Raw genomic sequence first — 14,147 nt, 5'->3', positions numbered from 1 at the left:
GTTCCTGAACAGGATGAGCCGTCCGGCACACCCGCATCCGGCCCTGCCGGCGCGCTCATCCTGCTCAAGGGCGAGCCCGACACGATGCCGGCGCCCTCGGATCGCGCCCGGGTCAGGCCTCGAGCGCCCGCAGCAGCTCGCCCGGCGGCGCCTGCATCGGGTGCGGGCCGGCGATGTCGAGGAACACGGTCGTGATCGTCGACTCGTAGCGCTTCAGGAACGAACGCAGCCACGCCGGGCTCTGGAGGCCCACCGCGGGCGGCAGGTTGGCCGGCTTGTTCGCGGCGTCGCTGAACAGCAGCAGCGCGACCTCGCCCGTCTTCGGGTCGCGGAAGGTCCACACCTCGCCGCCGTCGAGCGGCTTGTCGCGCGGACCCGGCTTGATGAGCGGCACCACCGTGTTGCCGTTGCGCAAGGCGAGCGCGACGGCAGCCATGTCCTGCCGCTCGAGCGCCTCGGCGAGCGCCTGCGACCGGAACTCGAGCGGTTCGCCCGCGGGCTTCTTGCGTGACTTGGCTGCCATCCTTCAAGGCTACCGATCCTTCGGCGGAGCGCCCGACGGCGATCGCTCACGGCGCAGGCGCACGGGACCGCGACGGCGGCCGCACGTCACCGGCTCAGTACAGCAGGAACTGCTTCTGCTCGGCCGCCTCGAAGCCGTCGACCGTCACGGCCAGGTGGTACGACGCGCCGCCGGCGGGCACCGACTCCCGCGGGCCGGTGCACGTCTCGGGGCTCGAGCGGGTGCGATCCCAGACGATGGGGGCGCTCGAGCTCACGGGCGTGCCGGGCGTGAGCGAGACCTCCGCGTCGATCGGATCGGTCTGGCAGTCCGTCGACGTCCAGTAGACCTCGTCGCCGCTCGTGACCGTGAAGACCTGGGCCTTCGTCCCGGCGTTGAGGACGCAGATGTTCTTGCCGGTGTTGGTGATCGTCACCGAGAGCTCGGGCTGCTCCCCCGCCTCGTACGAGCTCTTGTCGGTGATCGCCTCGACGGTGATCTGCTCGGGCCCGCACGGGTCGCCGTCGACGGCCGTCGGCTCGGTCGGGATGGCCGTCTCGGGCGAGGCCGACTCGGAGGCCGCGGGCGCGTCCTTCTGGCCTTCGTCGCCCGAGCTCGCGCCCGGCCGCACGATGATCAGGACGATGGCGACGATGACGGCGACGACTCCGAGCAGCACCAGCAGCCGTCGCCGGCGGTACACCTGCGGCGTCTGGCGCCCGGAGGGCGCGGAATTCGTCGACATGCTCACAGGGTACGGCCGCGGGCGCCCGCCCCGAGGCATCCGCCCGGCGCGCCGGGGAGGACTCAGAGGCGCTTCAGCATGCGCGTGTTGCCGAGCGTGTTCTGCTTGACCCGGGCGAGGTCGAGGAACTCGGCGACGCCCTCGTCGTGCGAACGCACGAGCTCCGCGTACACCTCGGGGTCGACGGTCTCGGCGCCCATGTCCTCGAAGCCGTGCCGGCCGAAGAACTCGGTCTCGAAGGTCAGGCAGAACAGGCGGCTCAGCCCGAGCTCGCGCGCCTCCTGCTCGAGCGTGCTGAGCAGGGCGTGGCCGACGCCCTTGCCGAGCCAGGCGTCGTCGACGGCGAGGGTGCGCACCTCGCCCAGGTCCTCCCACATGACGTGCAGTGCCCCAGCGCCGATCACGCGACCGTCGCCGTCCTCCGCCACGCGGAACTCCTGGATCGCCCCGTACAGGTCGACCCGCTCCTTGCCCAGCAGGATCCGTCGGCTGACGAGCGGCTCCACGACGTCGATGATCTTCGGCACATCGCTCGTGCGCGCGCGGCGCACGTGGAACTCGGTCGTCATCCGTTCATCGTATTCCCGAGCGCGGCACGGCGCGGCACCGCACGAAGCGCGGCCCGATGCACCGCCGGATGCACCGCACGATGCGCCGCCCGCCAGGAGCCCGCCGCCGAGCATCCCGCGTCCTGCGCGGGCCACGGCGGCCTCAGACGAGCGCCTCCACGACCGGGCAGCTCGGGTGCGTCGGACCGGTCTCGACGAGCAGTGCGAGCGCGTCGCGCACGCGCCCGAGGTCGGCGATGCGCCGATCGAGCTCGTCCAGCTTCGCCGCGACCTGCTCCGCGACGTCGCCGAAGGCGATGAGCTCGGGCTCCTCCGACAGGCGCAGCACCTCGCGCACCTCACGGAGCGTGAAACCGAGCTCCTGCGCACGGCGGATGAAGCGCACCCGGCGCACCGTCTCGGCGACGTACAGCCGGTAGCCGGCCGGCGAGCGCCGCTCGGGCTCGACGAGCGCCTGGCGCTCGTAGAAGCGAACCGTGCTGACCGCGACGCCGGCGGCGGCGGCGAGGTCGCCGATCGTCAACGTCGCCGCAGGCGCGTCAACCCGCTGAGCTGCAGAGCGAACCACACGACCTCCCCGATCAGGAACACGACGATCGTCGTGCTCTGCCCATTCAACAGCGCCCAGATCATCCAGAGCGAGAACAGCACGCGCCCGACGGTGTCGATCGCGATGAAGCGCGCCTCCGGGCGGAGGATCCGCGCGACGGCCCACATCGTCACGACCGTGCCGAACATCGCGACGAACATGAGCGCCGTCGCCCCGAACTCGGGGAGCTGCGCGCCGGGGAGCCCGAGCGCGTCGTGCGCCCACCGGGTGAGACCCAGCACGGCGGCGGCGGTCCACGGGGTCGCGAACCCGACGGTCACGACGAGGTCGTAGATCGCCCCGGCGCGGCCCCAGCGGGGGTGTCGTGAGCGATCGAAGGCCCTGATCGGGGCGTCGGAGGGCGAGGGGGCTGCGTCGCCTGCGGCGATCGAAGTGGTCATGCCGCCATGGTCGGCCCTGCACCATGGTGCAGGGTCAAGTCGCGCGAAGCGGGTACGACGAAGGGGCGGATGCCTCGGCATCCGCCCCTTCGTGTCGTTCGCGCCTACTCGCCCGAGGCTGCGGCGAGGTCGGGCGTCGCGGGGCCCGTGCCGATCGCGGCGTTCGTGTTGACGCCCACGCTCACCGGCAGCTCGCGCTGGGTCGTCGTGAAGACGAACTCGCCGTCCTTGAAGTCGACGTGCACGTGGTCGCCCGCGTTGAGCTCGCCGTGCAGGATCTTCTCGGAGAGGCGGTCCTCGACCTCGTGCTGCACCGCGCGACGCAGCGGCCGGGCGCCGAGCGCCGGGTCGAAGCCGACCTCGATGAGGCGCTCCTTCGCGGGCACGGTGAGCTCGACGGTCATGTCGCGGTCGAGCATGCGCTCGCTGAGTCGCTTCAGGAACAGGTCGACGATCTGCAGCAGCTCGGGCTTCGACAGCTGCGGGAACACGATGATCTCGTCGACGCGGTTCAGGAACTCGGGCTTGAAGTGCTTCTTCAGCTCTTCGTTGACCTTGCCGCGCATGAGGTCGTACCCGGTGCGGGTGTCGCCCTCGAGCGCGAAGCCGACCGGTCCGCTCGAGATGTCCTTCGTGCCGAGGTTCGTCGTCATGATGATGACGGTGTTCTTGAAGTCGACGACGCGGCCCTGGCCGTCGGTCAGACGACCCTCTTCGAGGATCTGCAGGAGCGAGTTGAAGATGTCGGGGTGCGCCTTCTCGATCTCGTCGAAGAGCACCACGCTGAACGGCTTGCGACGCACCTTCTCGGTGAGCTGGCCGCCCTCCTCGAAGCCGACGAACCCGGGAGGGGCGCCGAAGAGCCGCGAGACGGTGTGCTTCTCGCCGTACTCCGACATGTCGAGCGAGATCATCGCGGCCTCGTCGTCGAAGAGGAACTCGGCGAGCGCCTTGGCGAGCTCGGTCTTGCCGACGCCCGTGGGGCCGGCGAAGATGAACGAGCCCGAGGGCCGCTTCGGGTCCTTCAGGCCGGCGCGGGTGCGGCGGATCGTCTTCGACAGTGCGGAGATCGCCTCCTCCTGGCCGATGACGCGCTCGTGCAGCGCCTTCTCCATGAAGACGAGCCGCGAGCTCTCCTCTTCGGTGAGCTTGAACACGGGGATGCCGGTGGCCTGCGCGAGCACCTCGGCGATCAGGCCCTCGTCGACCACGGCGGTGGTCTTGACGTCGCCCGACTTCCACTGCTTCTCGAGGCGCAGGCGCTCGCCGAGGAGGTTCTTCTCCTCGTCGCGCAGCGACGCGGCCTTCTCGAAGTCCTGCTCCTCGATCGCGGTCTCCTTCGCGGCGCGCACGACGGCGATCTTCTCGTCGAACTCGCGCAGCTCGGGCGGCGACGAGAGGATCGAGAGACGCAGGCGCGCGCCGGCCTCGTCGATCAGGTCGATCGCCTTGTCGGGCAGGAACCGGTCGCTGATGTAGCGGTCGGCGAGGTTCGCCGCGGCGACGATGGCGCCGTCGGTGATGGAGACCTTGTGGTGCGCCTCGTAGCGGTCGCGCAGCCCCTTGAGGATGTTGATCGCGTGGGGCAGCGAGGGCTCGGCCACCTGGATGGGCTGGAAGCGGCGCTCGAGCGCGGCGTCCTTCTCGAAGTGCTTGCGGTACTCGTCGAGCGTGGTCGCACCGATGGTCTGCAGTTCGCCGCGGGCGAGCAGCGGCTTCAGGATCGAGGCGGCGTCTATTGCGCCCTCGGCCGCGCCGGCGCCCACGAGCGTGTGGATCTCGTCGATGAAGACGATGATGTCGCCGCGCGTGCGGATCTCCTTCGTGACCTTCTTCAGGCGCTCCTCGAAGTCGCCGCGGTAGCGGGAACCGGCGATGAGCGAGCCCAGGTCGAGCGAGTAGAGCTGCTTGTCCTTCAGGGTCTCGGGGACTTCGCCCTTGACGATCGCCTGGGCGAGGCCCTCGACGACGGCGGTCTTGCCGACGCCGGGCTCGCCGATCAGCACGGGGTTGTTCTTCGAGCGGCGCGAGAGGATCTGCATGACCCGCTCGATCTCCTTCTCGCGGCCGATCACCGGGTCGAGCTTCGACTCGCGGGCGGCCTGCGTGAGGTTGCGGCCGAACTGGTCGAGGATCTGCGAGCCGCCCTGGGGGGCCTGCTGCTCGTTCGCGCCGACCTGCACCTGCTCCTTGCCCTGGTAGCCCGAGAGCAGCTGGATGACCTGCTGGCGCACCCGGTTGAGGTCTGCGCCGAGCTTCACGAGGACCTGCGCGGCGACGCCCTCGCCCTCGCGGATGAGGCCGAGGAGGATGTGCTCGGTGCCGATGTAGTTGTGGCCCAGCTGCAGCGCCTCGCGGAGCGAGAGCTCGAGGACCTTCTTCGCACGCGGCGTGAAGGGGATGTGCCCCGTCGGCTGCTGCTGGCCCTGGCCGATGATGTCCTGGACCTGCTCGCGCACCGCGTCGAGCGAGATTCCGAGCGACTCGAGCGCCTTGGCGGCGACGCCCTCACCCTCGTGGATGAGGCCGAGCAGGATGTGCTCGGTGCCGATGTAGTTGTGATTGAGCATCTTGGCCTCTTCTTGGGCCAGGACGACGACACGACGGGCTCGGTCGGTGAATCTCTCGAACATGCTCTACTCCTCACGGCCCCACTGGGCAGGGGACGTCGATACAACGAGCGTAAACAAGCCGGATGCCCCGTGGGGCCCTGTTCGCCGTGGGCGCACCGCGGTTCGGGGCGGGCGCGGGGTTGACCCGAGGCGCACGAGGGCCTAGGTTATCGATATTCGTTATTATCGATAATCGTTAGGATCCGACATGGCCGCCACGCTTCCCGCTCCCGCCGTCTCCCGGGGCGACGCCGTCGCCCTGTGGGCCTTCATGGCCGCCGGCGTCGCGATCGCCGCCTGGGCCGTCTGGGCCGCAGTGGGCCGCATCATCGAGGTGCTCCCGAATCGCGACGTACCCGTGCTCGCCGTGTTCGCCGGCACGACCGCCGACGCACCGATCGGGGTCGACGGCGCGCTGATCCCGGTCGAGCTCGATCGGGCGATCATCACGGCCCCCTCGCTGCCCGCCGCATCGCTGTGGGCCCTCGTCCTGCAGCAGGTGATCGTGATGGTCGCAGTGCTCGGCGTGGTCGTGTGCCTCGTCTGGCTCGCGCGCAACGTCAGCCGCAGCATCGTGTTCAGCCGCGCGAACACCGTGCTCGTCACGGCGGCCGGCATCACCGGCCTCGCCGGCTACTTCGCGGTGCCGTTCCTCGGCAACATGGCGGCGAACGGGGCCTTCGCGGTGCTCAGCGAGCGCACCTTCGACAACGTGATCCTCACGGTCGAACCGTTCGCGCTCATCCTCGCCGCGTTCGTGGTGGCCCTGCTCGGCACCGTCTTCGCGGTCGGCGAGCGCCTGCAGCGCGACACCGAGGGCCTCGTCTGATGGCACCGGCCGAACCCGACGACGCCCACGACATCCACTGCCGGCTCGACGAGCTGCTCGAGGCGCGCGGCATGACGCTCACCCGATTGAGCGAGCTCGTCGGGGTCTCGCTGGTGAACCTCAGCGTGCTCAAGAACGACCGCGCGCGGGCCATCCGCTTCTCGACGCTCCAGGCCGTCTGCGAGGCGCTTGACTGCGAGGTCGGCGACCTCCTCGTCGTGCGCCGGCGCTGAACGACGAAGGGCCGCCGGGGTCTCCCCCGGCGGCCCGTCGTTCGATCGTCCGACTACTGCTCGGCCTTCACCGTCTGACGACGGCGGCGGATGAGGAGCAGGGCGGCGCCTGCGGCGAGCACCGCGAGGCCGATCCAGCCCGCCGTGAGGCTCGCGCCGGTCGCGGGCAGCGGCGGCTTCTTCGGCGTGACCGGTGCGCAGTCCTCGCTCGACGCCGAGCCGCTCCAGAACTCGATCGTCGCGGCGTTGAGCAGGCCGCTGCCGTCCTCGCCCATGCCCACCGTGCAGTCGGCCTGGTCGGAGGTGACGTCGCTGGCGACCACCGCGGTCACCGAGACGGCGTACAGGTGCTCCTCGCCTGCCGGCAGCACCGCGGTCGTGACCTCGATGACGTCGATCCCGTTCCAGTCGGGGTTGATGAGCACCCCTTCGGGCCCGGTGATCTCGGCGGAGGTCGGCGTGATGCCGCCGCCGAACTTCAGCTCGTCGGAGAGGTCGTACGCCTCGTCCGTGGCGGAGCTGCTCGTCACCGAGATGGTGTACGAGACATCCCAGGTGCCGTCGCCGTTGTCGACGGCCGGACCGTCGACGGTCTTGACGATGTCGAGCGGGCCCCTGGCGACGTTCTCGATCTCGCACGAGATGAGGTCGCCCGGCTGCACGGTGAAGTCGCTCGCGTCGATCGGCGACGGACCGGCCTCGCCGACCGGGTCGACCATGCACTCGAGCTCTCCGGCGACCCAGCCCTCGCCCGGGTCGGCCTCGGCCAGGGAGAAGCGGCCGCCGGGCAGCACGCCCTCGAACACCGCGGTGCCCGCGCCGCCCTCGGTCGTGACGCTCTCGACGATGGGCTCTCCGGCCGGCGCACCCTCGGCGTCGAGCGGAGTGAGCTCGAAGTCGAACGTGCCGTCGCCGCCGACGGCCGACTTGGTCACCTCGATCATGCCGGGCACGGCGGTGTTGGTGAGCATGCAGTCGATCTGCGCGTCGATCTCGGCGATGAACTCGAACCCGGGCTCGTCGCCGTTGAGGTCCTCGAGTGCGCCCTCGCCGAAGCTGCAGGTGATCTCGCCCATCTCCCATCCGTCGACGGCCGACTCGGTGATCGTGTAGGCCAGGCCGGGCACGAGTTCGGTCCAGGTCACCGAATCCGAGGACTCGCCGACTCCGCTCACCGTCTGCGTGCCGTCCTGCTCGCCCGGGACCGGGCTGATCGTGAGGTCGAACGCCCACTCGAAGCCGTCGGCGACGCCCTCGACGTTCTTCTCCACCACCACGGAACCGGGGAGGGCGACGTTCGTGAACACGCAGGTGATCACGGCGCCGGGCTCGAGCACGATCGCGGTCGAGGCCCCCTCGGGGGTGCCGCAGCTGATGGAGTCGAGCTCCCAGTGCTCGGGCACGGTCTCGGTCGCGGTGTAGTCACCGGGAACGATGAGCCCGGAGTTCCACGGGTTCGCCTCGTCGTCGTTCGCGTCGTTGAGCGTGAACTGCTCGTCGGTGTCCTCGCCGACCAGCGAGAACGCGAAGTCCTGGTCCCACTCGTCGGGGATGGTCTCCTTGTCGACGCGGATCTCGCCGCGCTGCGTGTTGGTGTACGTGCACTCGACGAACTCGCCCGGGTCGACGTCGAGTACCGCGGTCAGGGCCTCGTCGTCGACGAGCGTGCCGAGGTCGGGGTCGATGCAGACGAGATCGGTCGTGTCGTAGCCCTCGAGCGGGGTCTCGGCGAGATCGTAGCTGCCGGGCTCGACCGAGAAGACCTCGCTGTCGCCCGAGCCGTCGGTCGCGTCGATCGTGAAGGTCGACGGGTCTTCCAGCCAGCTGCCCGTGTACTCGAACACCGCGCCCTCGGGGCCGTCGACGATCTTGTGCACCTGGATCTCGCCGTTCTGCGTGTTCTCGAACACGCAGTGCACGCCCTCGCCCGCGACCGTGGTCACGGTCTCGCCGTCCTCGATCGCCGTTCCCTCGGGAGTGCAGGCGACGTCGGTGAGGTTCCAGCCCTCGGGCACCGTCTCGGTGACCGGCACGTCGCTGCCGGGCAGGAAGTAGATCGGCGCACTCGTCTGGCCGTCGGTCAGCAGCACCTCGGTGCCGTCGACGTCGAAGGCGAACGTCTCGTCGGAGCCGTCGGGCAGGGTCTGCTTCTCGACGGTGACCCACGAGGTCGTGTTCACGATCGTGCACTCGGTCACGTCGCCGGTCACGACCGGGAACTCGTCGGCGGGGTCGTCGAGCGTGTAGGTCTCGCCGCCGACCTCGCAGGTGATCGAGAGCAGCTCCCACGGCAGGCCGTCGGCGATCGTCTCGGTGAGCGTGTAGTCGTCTCCGGCGAGCACCTCCGCCCAGACGTCGGTCTCGCTGATGCGAAGTGTGTCGTTGATCGCCGTTCCGCCGCCCTCGAAGATCGGGTCGCCGCTCGTGCGGACGACCTCGTAGTCGAAGTCGTCGGTGCTCGTGATCGCCGGCGGGTCCGAGAGCTTCTGGATGCTCAGGCCGCCGCAGTTGGTGATGATCAGCGCGTCCTGGGGTTCGAAGAAGTCCTGGATCTGCGCGGTCGGTGCGTTGCCGGTGCGCGAGAACGAGGTGCCCGTGGCGAATCCCTCGCAGGAGTCGGGCTCGAAGAGCCCTGCGGTCGTGAGGTCGACGGCGAGCTCGCCGAACGTCTCGGGTTCGCCGGGAAGGTCGGGACCCTCCGTGCGTACCCCGACCTCGGCGGCGAAGTCGAGCTCGATGTCGGTCTCGACCCACACGCCCGGTCCGTCGGGATCGGCGCAGTCGTCACCCTCGAACGGGAACCACGTCAGCACGTTCGCGGTCGTGACGTCGCCCGCCGAGTCGTAGTTGAACTCGATCGCGTAGTCGTCGCAGCGACCGGCGATCGGTCCATCGAGCGTCGTGAACGTGCTCATGTCGCCGTTGCCCGAGAGGCGGGTCCAGTACAGGTAGAACACGACGTGCTCGACGCCCTGGTCGTCGGTGATGATCTCGTACGCCGCGCCGCCGCTGCAGACGTCGCCCTTGGCGTTGACGTTCTGCGGGGCCGGCTCCCAGGGGTTCGTGGCCTGCGTCTGGCTGCCGGGCGCACCGGTGGCGTCGAAGACGTCGCACGAGGTGGCGAGGGAGCCGTTGTCCCAGCCCTCCTTGCCGTCGACGATGCCCGTCGAGCTGAAGCCCTGCGTCGTGACGTACGGTCCGGTCGGCGTGAAGGTGTACGTCCCGTCGGCGGCGAGCGGCGTCAGGAAGCTGTTCCAGTCGTACGTGTCGGGCGGCGTGCCGCCCGTTCGATCGCCGTCGATCTCGAAGCCGGTCGCGAGTCCGCTCGGAAGCGTCACCGCGGCCGCCGGCGAGGCGATGAACAAGGGAGTCAGCAGCGCGCCGACCATCGTGGTGATGGCGACGGCCGCAGCGGGAAATCTGCGTCGGGGCACGGGTAAGCGTCCTCACGTGTCGGGTTGCCGTCCCGGATGGACGGCGCACGTGCGGGCAACGCTAGTGCAGCAGGAATCCTCACGAACAGGTTCGCGTCCGAACGTCTCGGCCCCAGTTCAGGGGGCATTTCCGTGATGGGGTACACCCCGGCCTGCAACCGGGGTACCCTGCGCCCCGTTACTTGATCGGGACGACGACCTCGGCGTCCTGCACCTCGACGACGAGCGGCTCGGTCGTCGTCACGTTCATCGGCGTCCAGAAGACGGTCGTGTGCGGCACCAGGTCCATCGTGCACATCTCATCGGCGGGGCGCTCGACGAGGTCGATCGCGACGCGGTTGCCCTCGCCGGCCGGCTCGACGACCTCGATGCTCTCGCCGACGACCGGGCAGGTCGAGCTGCCCCAGATCGTCACCGCGAGCTGGCCGCCCTGGGCGAGCCATGCCGCCTGCGGCGCGCCCTCCTCGTGCTCGCCCTCCTCGGCGTGCTCGCCCTCCTCGGCGTGCTCGACGACGGGCTCGCCCGGGTAGTTCTCGGCCGCTCGCGTGGGCGGAGCGCACGCGGCGAGGAGGAACACGGAAGCGAGGGCCGCGGCAGCGAGGCCGGCACGACGGAGACGCACGGAGGTAGCCATGCCGCAATGGTATCGGTTCGGCACCCCGCCGCACCGCCTCCGCGCCACTCGGGTCACGGGTCGTCGGACCGCGAGTGCCGGGCCGGATTACGCTGGCAGCATGAGCAATCTCGAGAAGGACCCGCTCGAGCTGCTCTGCCCGCCCGACGGGCGGCAGGGCAGTGCCGTGCAGGTGCTCGCGCCGCGCGAGGTGCCGCTCGGCGGCCCACGGGCGATGGGCGTCCGGCGCACGCTCCCCCAGCGCGGGCGCACCACGATCGGCGCGTGGTGCTTCGCCGACCACTACGGCCCCGACGACGTCGACGTCTCGGGCGGCATGATCGTGCCGCCCCACCCGCACACCGGGCTGCAGACCGTGAGCTGGCTCTTCGAGGGCGAGATCGAGCACCGCGACTCCACCGGCAGCCGGGAGCTCGTGCGCCCCGGCCAGGTGAACCTCATGACGGCCGGGCGCGGCATCTCGCACTCCGAGGTCTCGACGCCGGCCACGACCCGGCTGCACGGGGTCCAGCTCTGGGTCGCCCTCCCCGACGCGTCGCGCCACGTCGCCCCGTTCTTCGAGCACGCCGACATCGGCCCCGAGACGGTCGACGACGCCATGGTCCGCGTCTTCGCCGGTTCGCTGCCCGGCGTCGGCGACGAGGCATCCGTCACGCTCTTCAGCCCGCTGGTCGGCGCCCAGATCGACCTGCCCGCCGGCGGCGAGGCCTGGATCGATCTCGACCCGGCCTTCGAGCACGGCGTGCTCGTCGACGCGGGGCCCGTCCGGGTCACCATCGCCGCGACCGACGACGAGGTCGACGACTCCCCCGTCGACGCCGACGGGCTCACCGTGTCGGGCCACTCGGCGACGCTCGAATGGAGCGAGCTCGGCTACCTGCCGACCGGTCACGACGGCGTGCGCCTGACCGCGGGCGACCGCCCGGTGCGGGTCGTCCTGCTCGGCGGGGTGCCGTTCGGCGAAGAGCTGGTCATGTGGTGGAACTTCATCGGCCGCGACCACGACGAGATCGTCGAGTCCCGGAGGCTCTGGCAGTCCGAGGTCATCGGCCGGGACAACTCCGACGGCCGGTTCGGCCGCGTCGACTACGAGGGCGAGCCGTTGCCCGCCCCCGAGCTGCCCACCGTCAGGCTGAAGCCCCGCGGCTGAGGCCGGCTGCGAGGCATCCGGCCCGTCGACTACTGGAGCGCCGAGGTGAGCCGCGCGAGGTTGTCGAGCACGGTCGCGCCGAGCGGCTGCTTCAGCCACTCGTCGAGGGTGAGCTCGCGGCTGTCGCGCCGGTAGCCGTCTTCGACGGCGCGCATCTCGCGCACGAACGAGCGCCCGCGCACGAGGAGCGACACCTCCATGTTGAGCTCGAAGGAGCGGATGTCCATGTTGCTCGAACCGATCACCGCGACGTCCTCGTCGATCGTGAAGTGCTTCGCGTGCAGGATGTACGGGGCCTTGTACATGTAGATCTTGACGCCCGCCCGGAGCAGCGCCTCGTAGTACGAGCGCTGCGCATGGTAGACGAGCGCCTGGTCGCCGATCTCCGAGACGAAGAGCTCGACGTGGATGCCGCGCTGCGTCGCCCCGCTGATCGCGTAGAGCATCGCCTCGTCGGGCACGAAGTACGGGCTCGTGATGATGATCCTCTCCTGCGCCGCGTAGAGCAGCGCGAGGAAGAGCTTGAGGTTGTTCTCGCTGCGGAACCCCGGCCCGCTCGGCACGACCTGGCAGTCGAGGTCCTGCGCCTCGCCGGGCTGCGTCAGCGACTCGGCGAGGTCGCGGGTCGGTTCCTCGCCCGTCTCGAGGTACCAGTCGGTGGCGAAGATCGCGTCGAGGCCGGCGACGATGGGGCCCTCGACCCGGGCGACGAGCTCCTTCCACTTGAGGCCGCGGCGCTGGTTGCTGCGCTTGTTGTAGCTGCGGTCGATGACGTTCTGCGACCCCATGAACCCGACCTCGCCGTCCACGACGAGGATCTTGCGGTGGTTGCGCAGGTCGGGCCGCTGGTACTGGCCCTTGAGCGGCTTCACCGGCAGCATGAGCTCCCAGCGCACGTGCATCGCGTCGAGCCGCGCCAGGGTCTTGCGGTAGCCGCTGACGCGGCGCGAGGCGATGTGGTCGAGCAGCACCCTGACCTCGACGCCACGGGCGACCGCATCGCCGAGCGCCTCGAAGAAGGGCTCGGTCGTCGCGTCGAGCGCGAAGATGTAGAACTCGACGTGCACGTACCGCTTCGCATCGCGGATGGCGTCGGTCATCGCCGCGAGGGAGCCCGCGTAGTCGCCGATGAGGCTCGCGCTGTTCTGGCCGATGAGCGGCATCGAGCCGAGGTTGCGGTTCAGGCGCACCACGCCCTCGAACCAGCTCGGCCATGCGCTCGAGTCGCTCACCCGTTCGACGCCGTGGGTCGACTCGCGGATGTAGCGGTCGACCTCGGCCTGCTTCTCGCGGCGGTGCTTCGGCAGCTTCGGGTTGCCGATGAGCACGAAGAACAGCACCCCGAGATAGGGGATGAAGAAGATCGCGAGCAGCCACGCCATGCCCGCCGTCGGACGACGGTTGCGCGGCACGACGATCACCGCGATGACGCGGACGATGAGGTCGAGGATCAGGAGAAGCACGCCGACGACGAGCGTCGTCTGCGAGAGCCCCGGCTCCATGCCGGACTAGGCCGTCGGCCGTTCGCGACCGAGCTTCGCGCGCTCCTCGGCTTCGATGCGCGAGTACGCCTTGCGCTCGGTTCGATCGGCGCGGATGATCGCACGCATCACGAACCAGAAGATGAGGCCGATGAGCACGGTCGGCGCGAGCGACCAGATCGCATTCGCCCAGTAGTCGTCCATAGTGCTCTCAGGATATACGGCTTCCCTGCGAGTTCCACCGGCCCGCGCGCGGAGCCCGTCAGCGCACGAGGCGCTCGCCGGCGCGGATCGGCACCGGCCACCGGTTGCCTGGCACCGGCATGACGCAGACGTAGTGGTCGGAGAACGCGCACGGGGGGAGGTAGGCGCGGTTGAAGTCGACCACGGCGTCGCCGTCTGCGGGCACCGGGAAGCGGATGAACCGGAAGGCGTGGCTCTCGACCCCCGCCGTCGCGTCGGCGAATGCGGCGAAGTACCAGCCGTCGTCCTCCTGCACCGTGAGTGAGAAGGGCGCGCCCTCCCACTCGAGGTCGACGATCGCGTCGAACGACTGGGTCGCGGCGTGGTCGTCGACCGACCGCGTCTCCTCGGTCTTCGCCGAGGGGCGGATGCTCCCGCGCAGGCGCGCGGCCTCCGAGAACTCGAATCGCTCGATCGACGAGATGCCCCGGGCGGCCGCGGCCCCGGGGTCGAGCACCCGCAGCGCGACCGAGCCGTCGCGCGAGAAGGCGCGCAGCAGGAGGCCCGCGGCCTCGAGCTGCTCGCCCGGTGCGAGCCGGACGCCGTCGCCGAGCACCTCGCCGTCCACGGCGCTCCAGCTGCCCGGCAGCCCGTCGACCGAGGTGGGCTCCGCCGTGAGCCAGTGGGTGGCCGCGAGGGTCGCGACGCCCCATTCGCCCCACACGCGCGCCTCCCGCTCGTCGATCCAGCGCTCGTGTTCTGCTCGCAGCTCCATCCGTGCTCCC

Annotated in this window: 14 protein-coding genes; 3 read left to right on the top strand and 11 right to left on the bottom strand. The window is 70.1% G+C overall.

The genetic code is table 11. The features are described from left to right. Positions 1-112: 112 nt before the first annotated feature. The 6 genes from ACFVSL_RS06620 to ACFVSL_RS06595 all read right to left on the bottom strand — a co-directional run bounded on the left by ACFVSL_RS06620 (position 113) and on the right by ACFVSL_RS06595 (position 5,439). A complete protein-coding gene (locus tag ACFVSL_RS06620) occupies positions 113-523 on the bottom strand; it encodes a dehydrogenase (RefSeq protein WP_386939592.1) in 411 nt (136 codons plus the stop codon). A gap of 94 nt (positions 524-617) precedes the next feature. After that, the gene (locus tag ACFVSL_RS06615) at positions 618-1,247 is read right to left on the bottom strand and encodes a hypothetical protein (RefSeq protein ID WP_386939591.1); all 630 of its coding nucleotides are present in this window, start codon (positions 1,245-1,247) and stop codon (positions 618-620) included. 62 nt (positions 1,248-1,309) lie between these two features. Beyond that, positions 1,310-1,816 carry an amino-acid N-acetyltransferase gene (locus ACFVSL_RS06610; RefSeq protein ID WP_386939589.1) on the bottom strand — a complete coding sequence of 169 codons (507 nt, stop codon included), beginning with the start codon at positions 1,814-1,816 and terminating at the stop codon, positions 1,310-1,312. 142 nt (positions 1,817-1,958) lie between these two features. Beyond that, positions 1,959-2,339 carry a MerR family transcriptional regulator gene (locus tag ACFVSL_RS06605; protein ID WP_386939587.1) on the bottom strand — a complete coding sequence of 127 codons (381 nt, stop codon included), beginning with the start codon at positions 2,337-2,339 and terminating at the stop codon, positions 1,959-1,961. Next, positions 2,336-2,806: a hypothetical protein gene (locus ACFVSL_RS06600; protein ID WP_386939586.1), complete on the bottom strand. Its 471-nt coding sequence runs from the start codon at positions 2,804-2,806 to the stop codon at positions 2,336-2,338. Before ACFVSL_RS06600 ends, ACFVSL_RS06605 begins: the two co-directional genes overlap by 4 nt. 104 nt (positions 2,807-2,910) lie before the next feature. Further along, on the bottom strand, positions 2,911-5,439 hold the full coding sequence (locus tag ACFVSL_RS06595) for an ATP-dependent Clp protease ATP-binding subunit (protein WP_386939585.1): 2,529 nt from the start codon (positions 5,437-5,439) through the stop codon (positions 2,911-2,913). Between the two features lie 187 nt (positions 5,440-5,626). Between ACFVSL_RS06595 and ACFVSL_RS06590 the strand changes: the two genes are divergently transcribed. Further along, a complete protein-coding gene (locus tag ACFVSL_RS06590) occupies positions 5,627-6,247 on the top strand; it encodes a hypothetical protein (protein WP_386939584.1) in 621 nt (206 codons plus the stop codon). Beyond that, positions 6,247-6,480, top strand: coding sequence for a helix-turn-helix domain-containing protein (locus ACFVSL_RS06585; protein WP_386939582.1), 234 nt, complete (start codon positions 6,247-6,249; stop codon positions 6,478-6,480). Before ACFVSL_RS06590 ends, ACFVSL_RS06585 begins: the two co-directional genes overlap by 1 nt. Positions 6,481-6,533: 53 nt before the next feature. Here the strand turns inward: ACFVSL_RS06585 and ACFVSL_RS06580 are convergent, their stop codons facing one another. Both ACFVSL_RS06580 and ACFVSL_RS06575 read right to left on the bottom strand, forming a co-directional pair. Next, positions 6,534-9,914 (bottom strand): LPXTG cell wall anchor domain-containing protein, encoded by a 3,381-nt coding sequence (locus ACFVSL_RS06580; protein ID WP_386939580.1) that lies wholly within the window; start codon positions 9,912-9,914, stop codon positions 6,534-6,536. Positions 9,915-10,092: 178 nt separating this feature from the next. Beyond that, positions 10,093-10,548 (bottom strand): hypothetical protein, encoded by a 456-nt coding sequence (locus ACFVSL_RS06575; protein WP_386939578.1) that lies wholly within the window; start codon positions 10,546-10,548, stop codon positions 10,093-10,095. A gap of 100 nt (positions 10,549-10,648) precedes the next feature. Between ACFVSL_RS06575 and ACFVSL_RS06570 the strand changes: the two genes are divergently transcribed. Next, the gene (locus ACFVSL_RS06570) at positions 10,649-11,698 is read left to right on the top strand and encodes a pirin family protein (protein WP_386939577.1); all 1,050 of its coding nucleotides are present in this window, start codon (positions 10,649-10,651) and stop codon (positions 11,696-11,698) included. A gap of 29 nt (positions 11,699-11,727) precedes the next feature. Here ACFVSL_RS06570 and cls read toward each other — a convergent pair whose 3' ends face one another. The 3 genes from cls to ACFVSL_RS06555 are packed head-to-tail and all read right to left on the bottom strand — an operon-like array spanning position 11,728 to position 14,137. Next, positions 11,728-13,200 carry a cardiolipin synthase gene (gene cls / locus ACFVSL_RS06565; protein ID WP_386939575.1) on the bottom strand — a complete coding sequence of 491 codons (1,473 nt, stop codon included), beginning with the start codon at positions 13,198-13,200 and terminating at the stop codon, positions 11,728-11,730. A 6-nt stretch (positions 13,201-13,206) separates the two neighbouring features. Beyond that, positions 13,207-13,383 (bottom strand): hypothetical protein, encoded by a 177-nt coding sequence (locus ACFVSL_RS06560; protein ID WP_386898416.1) that lies wholly within the window; start codon positions 13,381-13,383, stop codon positions 13,207-13,209. 58 nt (positions 13,384-13,441) lie between these two features. After that, positions 13,442-14,137 carry a DUF1684 domain-containing protein gene (locus tag ACFVSL_RS06555; protein WP_386939573.1) on the bottom strand — a complete coding sequence of 232 codons (696 nt, stop codon included), beginning with the start codon at positions 14,135-14,137 and terminating at the stop codon, positions 13,442-13,444. Between the last annotated feature and the right edge of the window lie 10 nt (positions 14,138-14,147).

It is taken from the genome of Agromyces sp. NPDC058064 (assembly GCF_042885275.1).
Classification (GTDB): domain Bacteria; phylum Actinomycetota; class Actinomycetes; order Actinomycetales; family Microbacteriaceae; genus Agromyces.
Note: the sequence above shows the minus strand (reverse complement) of the source record. Positions and strands in the feature narration are given on the sequence as shown.